The organism is Paenibacillus sp. UNC451MF, from assembly GCF_000686845.1.
GTDB lineage: Bacteria > Bacillota > Bacilli > Paenibacillales > NBRC-103111 > Paenibacillus_S.
Genome location: NZ_KK366026.1, coordinates 43,392 through 58,771, shown reverse-complemented (window position 1 = coordinate 58,771; position 15,380 = coordinate 43,392). Strand labels below are relative to the sequence as shown.

Genomic DNA, 15,380 nt, shown 5'->3' with positions numbered 1-15,380 from the left:
ATTATAAGGAAAGGTAGTGCAGCAGATGATTTTTAGCGATTTGACGAACTGGGAAAAAGAAAAAGCGGTATATCCCGAAGCGGTTAACAGAGGGATAGAATACATTCGCAGCACGGATTTCAGCACACTGCCTCTTGGGAAATGTGAGATTGAAGGAGACCTCATGTTCGCTCTGCTGCAAGAAGCGGCCACGAAGGATTGGGAACAGCAGCGTCCGGAGTCGCATCGTACACATACTGATATTCAGTTCCTGTTGTCGGGGGAAGAAATGATTCGCGTCGCTCCATTGTCGGATGAAGCGGTGATTTCGGAAGAGTCATTCGATACGAGGGATATCGCTTTCTATGAGAAGGTCGGAGCTGAAAGCTCCTTGGTGCTTCGTCCAGGCTCCTTTGCTGTGTTTTTTCCGGGCGATATTCATCGGCCGTGCTGCAGCGTGTCTCAGGACCAGCCCATTAGAAAGGTCGTTATCAAAATACATAAAAGCTTGTTAGGGTTAAAATAGATCAGTCGCAAGCTGAGGGTCAGGTAGTGGCAGTCATATTATGGATGCACCCTATGGATGAGATCGAATCAAATGAATGAAGGGAGCAAGTGAAGATGAGCACGTTCCAGGCTTTGGTTGTTGATAAACAAGGGGAGCGCTTTGAGATCGGTGTAAGGGAATTAACGATGGATGACTTGCCGGAAGGAGAGGTGCTCATCCGGGTAAGCTTCTCTGGTATTAATTATAAGGATGGGCTTGCTTGCCTCCCTAACAGCAGCATTGTCCGTACCTATCCTCATGTTCCAGGCATCGATTTGGCAGGGACGGTCGTTTCTTCGACCGATGCTCGTTTTCACTCGGGACAAGCGGTGCTCGTCACGGGGTTCGATCTTGGAGTATCGCATTTCGGGGGCTTGAGCCAAATGGCGAGAGTTCCAGCGGACTGGGTCGTTCCGCTGCCTTCAGGTCTGGAGCCGCACGATGCGATGGCTATCGGTACGGCGGGCTTAACGGCGGCGATGTCCATCGACCGCCTAGAGCATAACGGGCTGCAGCCGGGGCAAGGCCCCGTGCTGGTTACCGGCGCAACGGGCGGCGTCGGCAGCTTCGCCGTGGCGCTGCTCGCGGCCCGCGGCTATCATGTCGCGGCCAGCACGGGCAAAGCTGCGGAGCACGACTATCTGCGCTCGCTCGGTGCGCAGGAGATCGTCGAGCGCAGCGAGCTGAGCCCGGAGACCATCAGGCCGCTCGAGAAGCAGCGCTGGGCGGCAGCGGTCGATCCGGTCGGCGGACGCTCGCTAGCGTATGTGCTCGCTTCTATCCGCTACGGAGGATCCGTAGCGGTGAGCGGTCTCACCGGTGGTGGGGCGATCCCAACCTCGGTGCATCCCTTCATTCTCCGTAGCGTTAACCTGCTCGGAATTGATTCGGTACAGTATCCGGCGGAACGCCGTTACGAGCTGTGGAAGAGAACGGCTGACGACCTGCTGCCAACAGGCCATCTGAGCCGGATAGCACAACGCATCCGTCTTGACGAAGCACCGCATTATGCGGAGGAAATCATGCATGGACGGATCAAGGGAAGAGTTATTGTCGAACTGTAAGCCCAGTCTATTAGGCTTTCATAGAAAATGCCGCATTCTCTCAATAAAGGAGTCTGCGGCATTTTTCGTTTGGTAGAAAGGGAATCGATCTCGATACATAAGCTTCGATTTCGTCAGCACTCTGCGCCGGTCATTTCATTCGTAAACATCCGTTTGTACTCCTGCGGCGACAATTTTTTAGCCGATTCGGGAGCGTAATGGAGCTGGAGTGAACGGCGTCTTTTATCGGAAAAATTCGGTGGTGTCCCGTGATGCAGCAAGCCTGAGAAGATGAGGGCTCCGCCTGGCTCTAATGGTACGGCGACGTCCTGCTCGACTTGGACGCTCACATCGCACAGCTGCCAATCGCGCACTGCATAGTGCGGAACAGCTCCCTGTCTGTGAGAGTAGGGGATTACATGCATGCAGCCATTATCCAATTCAGCCGGGTCTAATGCGAGCCAAATACCAATAACGGATTGATCGTAAGCTAAATTGCCGTAGGCCATGTCTTGATGCCATGGTTTTTCGACGCCTCCTGAAGGCGGTTTCAGAATCGCCTGATCCTGGGCTACTTTGGGCGCTTCACCGAATAAAGCCTCCATGGCTTTCATAATGCCGGGCTGATAGGCAATGTCCCTAAGCCTAGGTTCGTGATCTACATAGTCGTACAGCTTGCGGGCAGCCAGCTCGATTTCTTCTTCGGAATGGAGCTCGGACCGAGGCTTCACGAATTGAATCTTCGTTCCTACGGAGCGTCCGAACAGAACGTCCATGACGGCTTCCAAGGAAGTGTTAATTTCCTGAGGGCTCAATACCTGGTCGACGACTAGGTAACCGCGTTCCCAAAACTGTTTGACATGCTGCTCGGTTAAATCACTCAAGGTTGGGATACGGTCAGCCGCTATGGCATCATAACGGTATAACGTCTCGGCAACCTGCTGGGCTAATTTCTTCTCATCCTGACTGTCGTAAGAATGCAATGTGCGCTTTGTGGACGATTGGCTCACCTTAATTCCTCCTTAGGATGTTGATAATTTCATCTTAGCGGAGCAAGGGGGATCGTTGAATGGGGGCAAGGCGTAATTTTTTATACTTAAACCGATATTCATTCATTTGGATTTGGTTCCAGTCGCGCGTGCGCTTGGGAAGGCTCTGATTTCCATTTGCAGAGGGAGGGCGGCGTTCCATAACGCTCCTTGAACTGCTTGCTGAACAAGTAAACGTTAGCGTAGCCCAAAGCTTCTGCAACTTGAGATACGTTCATGGGTGTCTCCATCAGCAGGTGCATGGCTCGCTCCAAACGAACGTCAGTGATGTATTCTTTAATGGAGGTACCTGTATATTTCTTGAAAAGGATGCTCAAATATTCTGGAGACAGTTGAACTTGATCGGCTATGTCCTGGTGGGAGGCGCGCCTCCCGGGATTCTCACGGATATAGCTGATGACACGGGCAATCAGCTGCTTATGCTTACCTGTGGATAGAGAGTCATCCGTCTTCTGCCAGCGATGCAGATGGAGCATGGTTTGCTTCATCATCAAGTCGAATTCAGTTTCCTGCCAGGGTTCCTGAGTATGGATCATTTGCAGCTGCCGATTCAGCAGCATTTCGAGCAGCAAGGTATCCCCCACCACCGTATGGCGCTCCGGCATGCTTGAAGGCTGTATGGGCTGACCGTTAAGCGGATCTATGATTGAAAAATGAATGAAAATGACCGTCAGCCTATCATCAGGATCTTGAATCGCCTCAGGATGATCTCCGGGACGGATAAGGAAGCAGGTTCCTTTTTCTATGGGATAAGTCTTCCCGTTGATCGTCATCTTTCCCGTACCGGACATGGCGTACCATAAATCATAGTCATGTAATGGCTGCTGCGGCTTCCAATGCCAGCTCGGCTCGCAGCGTGCCTTTCCTGTATTGTGGCTGCGTTGAAACTGCGCGGTTAATAGGGAGTCGATTGGTGGATACATGGGTTCACCGTCCTAAGAGTTTTGCCGAAGGCAAAACTATCTTCGCAAGCATAGGCTTGAGTTTTGCGGATTTAATAATAGAATAGCACGAACCAACCAGGTATCGAAGATGGAAAATGGTTTTATATGGAATAGATAGGATTGAACGAAACATTTCTCCTCTTGAAGTCGTAATAAGAAGAGAAGTGTTTTTGGAAAAAAGATGGAAAGAAGACAGAGGAGGTCGTGCATATGGAGACCAATACGGTCTATTTCTCGGATCGTTTTTTTTCAACGGGGTTCACGGATATCGTGGACGAGTACAATGGCAAAATCGGAGAGCTTGATCTGCAAAGTATGTTCACAGCAGGCATTCATTTACTCGATAATCAAGGAAACATATCTAACAGCGGCAAATTCCGGTTTTTTTCCAATGCTTGGTTGGTGTTCGACCGATATGGCGAGGAGATCGGCGTGCTCAAGGCAAAAGTGTCCTTCTTCTCCAAACGGTATTGGTACGAGAGCCGTCAAGGATCATTCGAAATTGAATCGCCGGCATTTTCACGGGAATATACGGTACGTTCGATGGGTGGAGAAGTAGCCGCGGAATTCAGAAGAACCGATGGATTTTTTGCCTCAGGAGCCTTCGCATTATCCAATTACTCCGCCCTTCCGATTGAAGAGCTTATTTTAGTCGTTATGGGTGTGCACGCTATTCAAAAAAGACAAAATAATTCGGCGGCCACTTAAGAAGACAGTGCAGACTCTATACATGTAAATGATGTATTGATTGGGCAAATGCGGAGAAACTATCGGGTAAAAATGGAAACCGTAATGAGGTGAACAACATGCCGATGGTAGATAGTAACGGGGTTAGTTTGTTCTATGAAAAGACCGGAAGCGGGGTGCCGATTGTATTCATCCACCCACCGCTGCTGACAGGAGAAGTGTTTGCCTATCAGCGACAGCAGCTTTCGGACACGTTTCAGGTCATTACGTTCGATGTTCGCGGGCATGGGAAAAGTGGCTACTCAGAAGAAAAAGTAACCTATGAGCTCATAGCTGACGATATATGGCAGCTGCTTAACGCACTGAATATACCCCAAGCAGTGATATGCGGCTATTCGACTGGGGGAGCTGTAGCCTTGGAAGCTATGCTTGCCTATCCGGAGCGTTTTCTTGGGGGAGTCCTGATCAGCACCATGTCCGAGTTGAGCGACTGGTACAACAAGAGCCGAATATGGACGGCGAGGCAGCTGTGCAAGCTGTCAAGCAAAAGGCTATTGTCCGCTGCGATAGCTATGGGCAATGCCGATATGATGTCTACATTCAAAAAGCTGTACTCTGGAGCGGTGCAGGGGCAGATCCGCAGTATGCGGCAATACTTTGACTGCAGCTATGGTTACAACTGCACACATAAGCTTCATCGTATTCATAAACCGGTACTTCTTATTTATGGGGAGAAGGATACGGGCTTCCACCGTTATGCCCGTCTGATTCAGAGGCATGTGCCTCACTGTACGTATCATTTGATTGCTGGTGCACAGCATCAAATTCCAACCAAGAACCCACGTGAAATGGGTGAGCTGATCCGCTTATGGATGGCTGATCCGGCATTGACGCCACTATCGGCGTCTAAAGTTGTGGGGGAAGAACCGCCTGTGGAAGAAATATTTCCCTTGAAGGACTGGCTGCATCGGGAACCGCCTCCTGAAGCAGAGACGGTTCATCCGCAGTCTTAGCGCAATGAAATGTAAGGTTAGTTCTCTTCCAGCCGTTTCATGAATTCTTCCACCGCACTGTAGCCCTGCTGGCGAAGATACCAATTGTTCGCAGCCGCCTCGATCAGTCCTGCCACATCTCTTCCTGGTTGGAGCTGGATTTCGATATGAGGAATACGCACATCCATATAATCCGTGAAGGTGTGCTCCAGCTCCAATTCATTATTTAACGCATTATCCTTCCATTGCGTCAACTCGATATCTAGCACAATGCGCGTTTCATCCTGAAACGCTCTCCGTCCGTACAGACGCGATACATTAATCAGTCCGATGCTGCGCAGAGCCAGGAACTCTTTGCTTTTTCCGTTATGAGTTCCGATCAGCGTTTCCGGACTGATTTTTTTCAGCACAACAATATCGTCAGCTACCAGCCTATGGCCTCGGCGAATCAATGTATGGGCGGTCTCGCTTTTGCCGACACCGGATTTCCCTCGCAGCAGGATTCCTATTCCCGATACGTTGACGATAACACCATGGATCGTGATCTCTTGCGCTAATGCTTTGGTTAAAAAGCCGTCTACCAATTCTATAAATTTAGGTGTTGGCTCATGGGTCCTCAGCAGAGGAATGCCTTCTTCCTCACAATATTTCATTAAATATTTGAGCCCTTCCTGATTTCGGGTAACGACGAAGCAGGGGGGATGGTATTTCACAATGTTGCCGATTCTTTCATTCCGTTCTTCTTCGCTCAGCGTATGCAAATAAGTAATTTCCTTGCTTCCCAGAACCTGTACACGGGCTTGTTGAAAAAATTCAAAGTACCCAACAAACTCCAGTCCGGGGCGGTGGGTTTTAGGTTTTTCAATCGGTCGATGCAGCTCTTTCTCGCCGGCAAGCACTTCCAAGGAGAAGCGGTTCACCAGATCCTGTACAGTTACAGATTTCGTCATCGTTGTTCTCCTCTTGTTCATTTTTTTATGCTTATAATCATTCTACACGGAACGGCCGTTTCCCTTCGGATCAGATGCTTTTGTTGCTATTTCGATGGATGGGGTTGGGCATACAAGCCTGAATCTGGTAATATAGCGTCAAGGCCTCTTTACTCGGAGAGGTCTTATTTTTACAAAGGAGGTTATTTAAAATGAAAGCGTTATACGGCTATTTTACGGAAGGCGAAATTGTTCGCAGCGGAGGTGATCCTTATTTTGAACCATAGTTTACTCCAATCCGCCCGACTGCAGCTGATTCATCAGCTCGTTTACTTTGATGAAGAAAGATTCCATATTTTGGATAATTACTTTGCTAATGAGCGTACGAAGAAAAAAGGGGAGCAATTCGTCGAGGATTACACCCGGACTTTAGAGAATATTATCGCTAATTTCGAGGAAGATACTCTTCATTCCGTTGCGCTTATAGGCAGTCGAATCCAAACGTTGGACGAAGGCTTCGAAGATTGCTATACGATCGTATTTCCGCATCAAGCTGATCCGGATCGCAATCAAATATCTTTTTTGGCTCCATTCGGCTTTCAACTGCTGCTGGCGGCTCAAGACGAGAGCAGAGCTATCGAAACCCCGATCGGCTGCTCGAACGTACAAGTGCGCCAGGTGAAGTATGTCAATATGGGAGAGCCTTACGATAAACATAGAATATAGCATCTTACAATCATACGTTGAGCAGAAAAGCCCTTCAGTCGAATCCTATTGGCTGAAAGGGCTTTTTTAATTGAGTTTTAGGCCAAAGTACCTATTTGTTTCGAAAAATAGCAACATTTTTTCGAAAAAACCAATAAATTTCGACAAAACCTATAAAGTATTGTACCTATCCTGTCGAAATAAAAGTGGGGATGAAATGCCAATGAAAGGAAAAAACGCTTTCAAAAAATAGAAAAAGACCCTGCAAAACAGACAGAATCGGAGGAAAACGGAATGAAAGAGAAACTTTTACGGGCCATGCGAGACATAATTATGAAACTGTCGCAGTTATCGTTGTACAAAAAGCTATTCTTCAGTTTTTTGGTTGTGCTACTGCTTTTATCAGCTCTAAGTGCAACCTCATTGACTAAAATGAACACAATGGGTCAGAAGTCAAAGCAAATGACGCAAACCGGGCTTCCTAGCGTTGTTTTACTGGGTAATTTGAACCACGATATTAAAGAATTAGATGATCTGATTCTTCGTATTCAGCTTAATATGCCAGAGAAAAACTCAGGCGACATGTCCAGCATGGGGATAACGGATGAGGTCGTTACACAGCCGGATAGAGCGAAGGCACTGTTCGTAGAAATTCAATCCAAAGCGAAGCAGTTGGAGAAGATTGCTATTACCGATAAAGATATTACGCTTCAAAAGTTATTTGCAAAACAATGGGAATCGTACGAGAATCTATTTCCCACGATTCTAAGTGCTGCCCAACAGCATGGTCCTGACGGGATGAGACTGATACAGCAGGCAGATGAATTCATAAGCGGTTGCAGCATGATTATCGATGTGCTTACTCGCAACATTCAAACTCACGCAGATGAATGGGCGTCAGAGCTGGAAGCTTCCAATAGGTCCGGTGTAACTTGGGTTATTGTTCTTAGTATTTTAGCTGTTTTGGCAGGCTTATCCGTCTCCTTCATTATGGCTCAAAATGTGTCCAAACCGCTTAAAGAGATGAGCAGCGCGGCTAAGCGGATTTCAGAAGGAGACTTATCGGAAAGAGCCGTTGCTCTAAGCCGGAAAGATGAAATTGGAGAGCTTAGTATTGCTTTCGTACAAATGACCGACAGTATGAGACAAATGATCGAAACCATCAATGAGCATGCTCAGCTCGTCACGGTGTCAGCAGAACAGCTGAAGTCGAGCTCGGGTGAAATGCAGCATGCATCGGCGGAAATTGCTGCAACGGTTAAGGAAGTAGCAACCGGTGCGGATCAGCAAACGTTAACGATGGAAGAGACTTCCCGTTCCATGGAGGAAGTGGGCGAAGGGATCAGCCGTATGGCAGAAAGTGCATCTTCTATTGCTGAATCGGTAGAATGGACGAAGCAGCAGGCGGAAAGCGGAGAAGCGTTTGTTCAAAATACAGTGAATCAAATGCAGTCCATCCATACTTCAGTTCATCATACCGATCAGGTCATAGATATGCTTGAAAATAAATCGCAACAAATAGGCAGCATCTTGCAGGCGATTCAAGAGATTGCAGCACAGACCAATCTGTTGGCGCTGAATGCTGCTATTGAGGCTGCACGTGCAGGCGAGCAGGGACGCGGGTTTGCTGTCGTTGCAGCAGAAGTGCGCAAGCTTGCCGAGCAGTCCGGCAGCTCCTCCGACGAAATCGCGAAGCTGCTCCACGAGATTCAATCAAGCATTCGCGAATCCGGTCAGTCGATGGGAAAAGTGAAGGACGAAGTGCAGATGGGGATCGAGCTGGTCAAAGAAACCGAGCAAAACTTCAATCATATTCTGGTATCGACTTCACACATCGCTTCACAAATTCAGGAGATGGCTGCAACTTCCGAGGAAATTTCAGCCGGGGCGCAACAAATTACGGCTGCTGTCCAGCAAGTGGCGTACATTGCCAAAGAAACCGCTTCTTCGTCGCAAAACGTATCTGCCTCCGCTCAAGGCCAGCTTCATACGACGGAAGAGGTGCAAACCTCAGCGCAGTCATTGTCCAACATGGCTGGTGAGCTTCAACAGCTTCTGTCCCAGTTTAAAACCGCATAACTGGTAAAAAGAGAAAACAGCCCGTCATGCTGCAGCAGATGCAGTATGACGGGCTGTTTTATTTCAACCTCTGAAACCGCAGTTCAGCCATCTATTGGATAACCGCTGCTATTTCAGGCAATAGTAATTAATGGGATTTCAGCATGATAAGGCGGTGTGCAACATGACGAATCCAGAGAAGAACGCAACCAAGCTGTCTGTAGATCTCAACGTCAATATAAATCATATCGAAAATATATTGGGCTTTCCCAGCGACCTCATTATTAAAGAATTTAAGGTTGGCGGGAGTCATTCCTGTGCAATCGTGTGCATCGATGGATTAGTCAACAGAGACTTAATTAGCGAGCAGATATTAAAAAGCATGCTGATCGACCTGGGAGAATCGAACAAAATCATTCCTGTTAAGGGGGACGAGTTCGTCTCCTTTATGCGATCGGAATTGCTTCCAATGCATGCTATGGTTGAAGTATTTATGATGAATGAGGTTCTGAGTGCCGTTCTCTCTGGAGACACGGTACTTTTAATTCATGGCAGCAGTAAGGCTTTGGTCATCGGAACGAAGGGATGGAAAAGCCGGGGAATAGAGGAGCCGCAGACTGAAGCCCTTATTCGAGGCCCGAGAGACGGTTTTACCGAAGATATTTGTACGACGACGTCGTTGATTCGGCGAAGATTGCCCGATCCGAATTTAAGATTCGATACCTATAAAATTGGTGAGCGCATTCCCAAAGAAGTTATTGTTGCTTATATCGAAGGCATTGTAAATCCCAAGCTTGTCGATGAGGTCAAAAGAAGATTAGTATCCATCAAACGGGATGATACGGATGGATCAGGCTTTATTGAGCAATGGATTATGGACAACTTCATGTCTCCGTTCCCTCAAATTTTAAATACGGAAAGACCGGACAAAGTATCCACTGCATTACTACAGGGCAGAGTGGCTGTATTGGTCGATGGTACGCCTTTCCAGTTGATCATGCCAATTAGTTTCGTATCCTCCTTTCATTCGCCGGAGGATCTGTATCAGAATTGGATGATATCCAGTCTAATCCGTTTTCTGCGGATTGCAGCGGCTTTTATGACTACTTTTTTGCCTGCCTTGTACATCGCCTTGACCGAATTTCATCATGGAATGCTGCCATCGAAACTGGCTTTTTCAATTGCCGGTGCACGGGAAGGCGTTCCGTTCCCGGCTGTCGTCGAAGCTTTCATGATGGAGGGAACGCTCGAGCTTCTGCGGGAAGCTGGGATACGTCTGCCCAAGCCGATTGGGCAAACCATTGGAATTGTCGGTGGCCTTGTCATCGGAGAAGCTGCTGTTTCGGCCGGTATCGTTAGTCCGATCATGGTCATTGTCGTTGCGATAACCGCGATTTCATCTTTTACACTGCCGACTTACAGCTTCGCCATCTCGCTGAGGATGATTCGTTTTGCGGTTATGCTTGCGGCAGGTATATTTGGAATATACGGGATTGTTCTAGCCTACATCATAATATCTATTCATATTGTGAACCTGAAAAGCTTCGGTTTGCCTTATTCCACACCTGTAGCACCGATGTTCATTAAGGATTGGAAGCAGGTGTTGATGCGTGTGCCTGTAACGCAATTGGACAATCGCCTTGAAATGTTGGAGACCCAGGACAAGAAGCGCACATAATCGTAATGGAGAGGGGAAACGTTCATGAGTGTTTTCAAATATGCAGATGATGAAATCGGACAAAAAGAAATGATCATGACGGTAGCCTCCATGTTGATCGGAGTAGGAGTGTTGACCCTGCCGAGACTTGTGGCTCATGAAACGAGTTCCTCGGACGGATGGATTTCCATCCTTTTAGCCGGAGCGGTGACCTTGCTTTTTGGCATTATCGTATCTAAGCTGGGTAGCCGCTTCAATCAAAAATCGTTTTTCGAATATACCAGCATCATTGCTTCTAAGCCAGTGGCTTATGTTCTGACCTTTCTGCAAAGCATCTATTTTTTTCTGTTCTGCGCTTATGAAATGAGGGCGATTGCCAGTATTTCCAAACAGTACTTATTTGATCGAACGCCTATTGAGTTTGTTGCGCTGTCCTTCCTTCTTGTTATCATCTATGCGGTTTCGGGTTCTAGTGTAGGATTGATTCGGTTGAATGTCATGTTCTTGCCACTCGTTCTTTCGATTGCGTTATTAATGCTGGCTCTCAGCATTGGAATTTTTGAATTCAGTAACTTAAAACCCTTCTTTATAACACCGCCGTTAGGAATATTGAAAGGATCGGAACAAGCGATGTACTCGATGCTAGGCTTCGAGATCGTGCTGTTCTATATCAGTTTAATGAGACGTCCGAAAGAAACGACAAAAGCTATGGTATACGGGATTGCTATTCCCGTTATTTTTTACCTGATTATTTTCATCTTCGGGATAGGTATTTTCTCGCACGCCGGGACAGTGAATATTATGTTTCCTGCTATTGAAATAGCTAAAGAAATAGAAATTCCCGGTGAATTTTTCGAAAGATTCGAATCCGTTTTCTTTGTCATTTGGATGATGACCATCTTTAATACGACAAGCATGGCTATGGACGTTTCACGCATTTGTTTAACCTCGGTGTTTAAAAAAATGTCCAAACGAACATGTATTTTGATTCTTAGTCCATTGGTTTATTTGCTCGGCATGTTTCCTAAGGATCAAGTGGAGTTTGCCATGCTCGGCAATATAATAAGCTACTCGGGAGTTTTGTTTGCGGCTGTTGTGCCTACTATGCTTCTAATTGTAGCGAAAGTCCGTGGGGTTACAGAAAATGGCTAACAGAATAGGTGCAATGGTCGTTATCATTATTATTTCTTTTCTCACAACGGGGTGTTGGGATCGCATAGAAATTGACGAGAGAGGATTTGTTATCGGTCTTGCTATCGATGCGATAAAGGAGGTCCCTGAGAAAGGCAGTGAAGGGGATTCTAACAATAAGAAGAAAAGGGGGAAATTTGTCGTCACTTATCAATTGGTTATTCCCTCAGGCTTGAAGCAAGGCGGGAGCACTAGCGGTGTAGCTGGCGGCGGGTCAAAAGCGTTTTTCAACATGACGCTTGAAGGAGATACATTAACCTCGATAGCAGCGAAATTATCGACCAAAACGAGCCGTGCTCCTTTTTTCGAGCATCTTCAAGTTGTCCTCATTTCGGAGGAGGTTGCCAGAAAGCAAGGGGCTTTCGCAGATGTGATCGATTATTTTTTGAGGGATAGTGAAATGAGAAGATCTCTCAAAGTCTTGGTAGTGAAAGGAGATGCGAAGCAAGTGTTGGAAGTGAATCCGCCTAATGAGAAACTACCTGTCAAATTCATCTCATCGGCAGCGGAAAACACAAGGAAAAGCTCGCGGATGCTGGCCGAATCCAGGCTGGGTGAGGTTCATGAGAAATTGCTGAAGCGTGAAAGTTATTTGATTCAAGTCATATCAGCGACGAAGGATATGCAGGATATATCGATAGTAGGAAGCGCCTTATTTGATGGCCAAACCAACAATCTGATTGGTATTATCGGAGGCAAAGATACAGCAGGTATCAATTTCATCAAAGAAAATATTAAGGGCGGGGTTGTGAATGCCGAGGTAGATCAACAGTTAATCGGTTATGAAATTAATTGGGAGAAAAGAAGCACACGGGTAGATGTCAGTAATCCGGAGCGCTTAGTATTCCATATTCACATTAAGACAAAAGGAACTATTGATCAGAGCTTGGAGCAGCTGGATCTGACGAAGGAAGAAACCATAACGAAGCTGGAGGAAGGGATATCAAAAGAGGTTAAACGAATAACGGATCATGTCATTCACAAGCTACAGAAGGAATATGTCCGAGATGTCTTTGATTTAGAGCTTTTCTTATATCAGGAGCATTACCCAACATGGAAGAAAATTAAAGATGATTGGGAGGAAGGGAAGAAGCTGTTCTCTAAAGCTAAAATTGAGGTTACAGTTGATACTGAGGTCCAAAGGAGTGGCAGTATATTGAAGTCGGAAAGGAGCCGATAAATATGTGGGAAATGATTGTAAGGCGACTACCTTCCGGAATGGTTATTGTTTGTACTATTTTTACGGTCGTGATTCCGATTTGCTTCTATACGGTCTCGGATTTGATTCATAAGTATGGGGACCCGCCCTGGAAAAGGCCATAAAATACAGCAAAAAACAGATACCGCTCTATGGGTATCTGTTTTTTGCTGTACTTATATTAGTCTTGCTCCGACGGGATGATTTCGTCAAGCTCGGTTTCTTGCTGGTTAGCTTGTGCTGAAACAGCTTGATCCAGCTCGCTTTCGCCTTGAATCTCGGCAGCGGCTTGAGCTTGTTCGTTCAACTGTTCCTCCACCTGTCCAATCCCGTGAGCGCCTTGATGTCCTCTACTAGTGGGCATTCCTGTGTACCTCCTACCTTAAAATTGAAAACCTCAGTTAGTATGGACGGATAGTTGGGAAAGAATGCATCCTTTTGAAAAGATTAGCTCACAGGGATGGCAGCTAAACTAGCTCACCTTGATGACTTTGACCAAGCCGGAGATCATTCCGAGATGCACGGCTTCATGAGCCACGGCAAAATTAAGTAATTCCGCTATGCTCATAAAACTTAAGGGCCCCATTTCGAAAGGATGTTCCAGCTGCTGTTCTAGCAATTCCACAGGTATCTTTGCCAGTGCTTCGCATTGTCCGGATAGGTGGCACAGCAATTCTTCCTTCGTCGGCGGCGTGTCAGACCAGTCATCCGGTTTCGTCCCGCTTATAAATAAGGAAAGGTACTGCTCAGGGAGCTTATATTCGAATGCCGCTTGATTCGCAAGAAACCAATTCATCATGGTTAGCATATGCCCAATGTTCCATCTAATCGTATGGTTAAATCCATGGGGCTGTTTATCGTACCATTCCTCTGGAATCGCCTCGACGGAGCCCAGAACCAATTGACGAACCGTTACACCATTTTTAATGATTGCTTGTGACATTGAACATTCCTCCTAAAGGGTATTGGTGGTTCTCACAGCCCTATCCTAGCTTGAAAAGAACTGCCATAACCATACATTTCACTGCAATTCACTGCCAAACAGTCATTTTTTAAAAATAAACGACCGATTTCCCTTATTTCTGGGAAAACGATCGTATCCATTGTTTAGCTTGCGTTTTTTTCCTTGAGCATAAGTGCGACTAATTTGGCGCCTGCATTTTGCCAATTATAATAGGTGCGTTCCGGTATATAGGTTCTAAACCATTCGAAGGCTTCCAAGGATGATGGATCTAATTTGTCAGGCGAGTAGCGGAGACTGTAGGGCTTGATGCCAATAATATAAGGGAAATAGAGCGCATTATAGTGCCTCCATTCATCAGCTGTACCGAACGATTCATCTTGTCTCGGCTTTAACTGCCCAACGCTTTCAAGGAGAACGGCCTTCAACTCGATCGCTCGTTCGACAACCTCATCCTCGGCCCCGCGCTGCTGCAATCTTCGGTCGATCAGCTTCAGCTGCGTGAGCGGGCTGGCAGCGATTCGCTGAAGATCCCCAAATTGGCTTAGGGCACGGCGGGTATGTCTATATAGCTCTTCTTCGTCCATTTCTTCCGGTTCAGCCTGATCATCCACACGCACTTGTACATCTTCAACCAATCTCAACCGCGCTCTGTCTTCGCGTAGCTTCGGGAATGTGGCGAATGCTATACGGTCCAATAATGCCCGTACCGGGTACACATAGACCTGGAAAGCAATCGATACGACTATACTCAGCAGCAAGAGCATTACGGTCACTATGCTCCAGCCTGTTCCAAGAAGGATGACGACAGCTACTTGTCCGGAGAACAATGCAGTAAAGATAACGGAATAATCAAAGGAACGGAGAAAGTCGGGGAGCCAGGCTTCCCCCTGGGCCTCCACTTCCTTAATTAAACGATGGATACCGAACAAGGCCAAGGTAGCTCCGAATGATGCAATCACCCACGTGTGAGCATAGTTCCACCAATGAAGCGAGTCTGCTACGACGTTAACGACTACAAAGAGCAGTGGCAATACTGAAGTGATACGACCGATTCCTGAAAGTTTATTCCATTTATAGGAAGGTTGCTGCACCTCATCTTGATTAGAGAAATAGCCCCAAATCACTGTGATCAACCATGCGGCAAATGACAAGCATAGGAATAAAGCAGGTATTAGTCCAATCAGCAAGGTTATCGAAGACTCTGTGATGGAAAGCACTAAGGAAGCTCCGATGCCTAAAGCGCTAAGAATTAAACTGATTCCGCAGAGCAGCAAACGGACATTTCGCGTATCCCGGTTGCTTATATATAATCCTAGCCAGAATAGGATGCCATACGCTATGAATGAAACTGCCATGCCTCTTCATCATTCCTTTGCTATGTATTGGGGTTGCAGTTCAAAATGTATACGTAATTATCTTTATTTCATCATTATAAGC

15 protein-coding genes are annotated in these 15,380 nt (G+C 46.8%); 9 read left to right on the top strand and 6 right to left on the bottom strand.

Annotated features, from left to right (window positions below):
• Positions 1-25: 25 nt before the first annotated feature.
• A complete protein-coding gene (locus tag BP97_RS0133990) occupies positions 26-505 on the top strand; it encodes a NanQ anomerase/TabA/YiaL family protein (RefSeq protein WP_028553062.1) in 480 nt (159 codons plus the stop codon).
• A gap of 95 nt (positions 506-600) precedes the next feature.
• Positions 601-1,590, top strand: a complete 990-nt coding sequence (locus BP97_RS0133985) for an acrylyl-CoA reductase family protein (protein WP_028553061.1) — start codon at positions 601-603, stop codon at positions 1,588-1,590.
• Between the two features lie 113 nt (positions 1,591-1,703).
• Here the strand turns inward: BP97_RS0133985 and BP97_RS0133980 are convergent, their stop codons facing one another.
• Together BP97_RS0133980 and BP97_RS38445 are read right to left on the bottom strand one after the other, a co-directional pair.
• Entirely contained in the window at positions 1,704-2,579 is an 876-nt protein-coding gene (locus tag BP97_RS0133980) for a phytanoyl-CoA dioxygenase family protein (RefSeq protein ID WP_028553060.1), read from the bottom strand.
• A 98-nt stretch (positions 2,580-2,677) separates the two neighbouring features.
• On the bottom strand, positions 2,678-3,541 hold the full coding sequence (locus BP97_RS38445) for a helix-turn-helix transcriptional regulator (RefSeq protein ID WP_051621217.1): 864 nt from the start codon (positions 3,539-3,541) through the stop codon (positions 2,678-2,680).
• 231 nt (positions 3,542-3,772) lie between these two features.
• On the opposite strand from BP97_RS38445, the gene BP97_RS0133970 reads away from it, so the two are divergent.
• Both BP97_RS0133970 and BP97_RS38440 read left to right on the top strand, forming a co-directional pair.
• Positions 3,773-4,270: an LURP-one-related/scramblase family protein gene (locus BP97_RS0133970; RefSeq protein WP_036747090.1), complete on the top strand. Its 498-nt coding sequence runs from the start codon at positions 3,773-3,775 to the stop codon at positions 4,268-4,270.
• A gap of 98 nt (positions 4,271-4,368) precedes the next feature.
• Positions 4,369-5,262, top strand: a complete 894-nt coding sequence (locus BP97_RS38440) for an alpha/beta fold hydrolase (RefSeq protein ID WP_051621215.1) — start codon at positions 4,369-4,371, stop codon at positions 5,260-5,262.
• Between the two features lie 17 nt (positions 5,263-5,279).
• On the opposite strand, the gene hprK is transcribed toward BP97_RS38440, so the two are convergent.
• Positions 5,280-6,191 (bottom strand): HPr(Ser) kinase/phosphatase, encoded by a 912-nt coding sequence (hprK, locus tag BP97_RS0133960; RefSeq protein ID WP_036747089.1) that lies wholly within the window; start codon positions 6,189-6,191, stop codon positions 5,280-5,282.
• 255 nt (positions 6,192-6,446) lie between these two features.
• Between hprK and BP97_RS0133955 the strand changes: the two genes are divergently transcribed.
• The 5 genes from BP97_RS0133955 (at position 6,447) to BP97_RS0133935 (ending at position 12,961) form a co-directional block, all read left to right on the top strand.
• A complete protein-coding gene (locus tag BP97_RS0133955; protein WP_028553057.1) occupies positions 6,447-6,896 on the top strand; it encodes a GreA/GreB family elongation factor in 450 nt (149 codons plus the stop codon).
• A gap of 273 nt (positions 6,897-7,169) precedes the next feature.
• Positions 7,170-8,954, top strand: coding sequence for a methyl-accepting chemotaxis protein (locus BP97_RS39330; RefSeq protein ID WP_051621211.1), 1,785 nt, complete (start codon positions 7,170-7,172; stop codon positions 8,952-8,954).
• A 163-nt stretch (positions 8,955-9,117) separates the two neighbouring features.
• A complete protein-coding gene (locus BP97_RS38430; RefSeq protein WP_051621209.1) occupies positions 9,118-10,611 on the top strand; it encodes a spore germination protein in 1,494 nt (497 codons plus the stop codon).
• 24 nt (positions 10,612-10,635) lie between these two features.
• Positions 10,636-11,742, top strand: a complete 1,107-nt coding sequence (locus tag BP97_RS0133940) for a GerAB/ArcD/ProY family transporter (RefSeq protein WP_028553056.1) — start codon at positions 10,636-10,638, stop codon at positions 11,740-11,742.
• Positions 11,735-12,961 carry a Ger(x)C family spore germination protein gene (locus BP97_RS0133935; RefSeq protein WP_036747087.1) on the top strand — a complete coding sequence of 409 codons (1,227 nt, stop codon included), beginning with the start codon at positions 11,735-11,737 and terminating at the stop codon, positions 12,959-12,961. Before BP97_RS0133940 ends, BP97_RS0133935 begins: the two co-directional genes overlap by 8 nt.
• A 199-nt stretch (positions 12,962-13,160) precedes the next feature.
• Here BP97_RS0133935 and BP97_RS0133930 read toward each other — a convergent pair whose 3' ends face one another.
• From BP97_RS0133930 to BP97_RS0133920, 3 genes are all read right to left on the bottom strand, one after another.
• A complete protein-coding gene (locus BP97_RS0133930) occupies positions 13,161-13,343 on the bottom strand; it encodes a hypothetical protein (protein WP_028553054.1) in 183 nt (60 codons plus the stop codon).
• 108 nt (positions 13,344-13,451) lie between these two features.
• Positions 13,452-13,922 carry a DinB family protein gene (locus tag BP97_RS0133925; RefSeq protein ID WP_028553053.1) on the bottom strand — a complete coding sequence of 157 codons (471 nt, stop codon included), beginning with the start codon at positions 13,920-13,922 and terminating at the stop codon, positions 13,452-13,454.
• Between the two features lie 164 nt (positions 13,923-14,086).
• A complete protein-coding gene (locus BP97_RS0133920; RefSeq protein WP_028553052.1) occupies positions 14,087-15,298 on the bottom strand; it encodes a hypothetical protein in 1,212 nt (403 codons plus the stop codon).
• Positions 15,299-15,380: the final 82 nt, after the last annotated feature.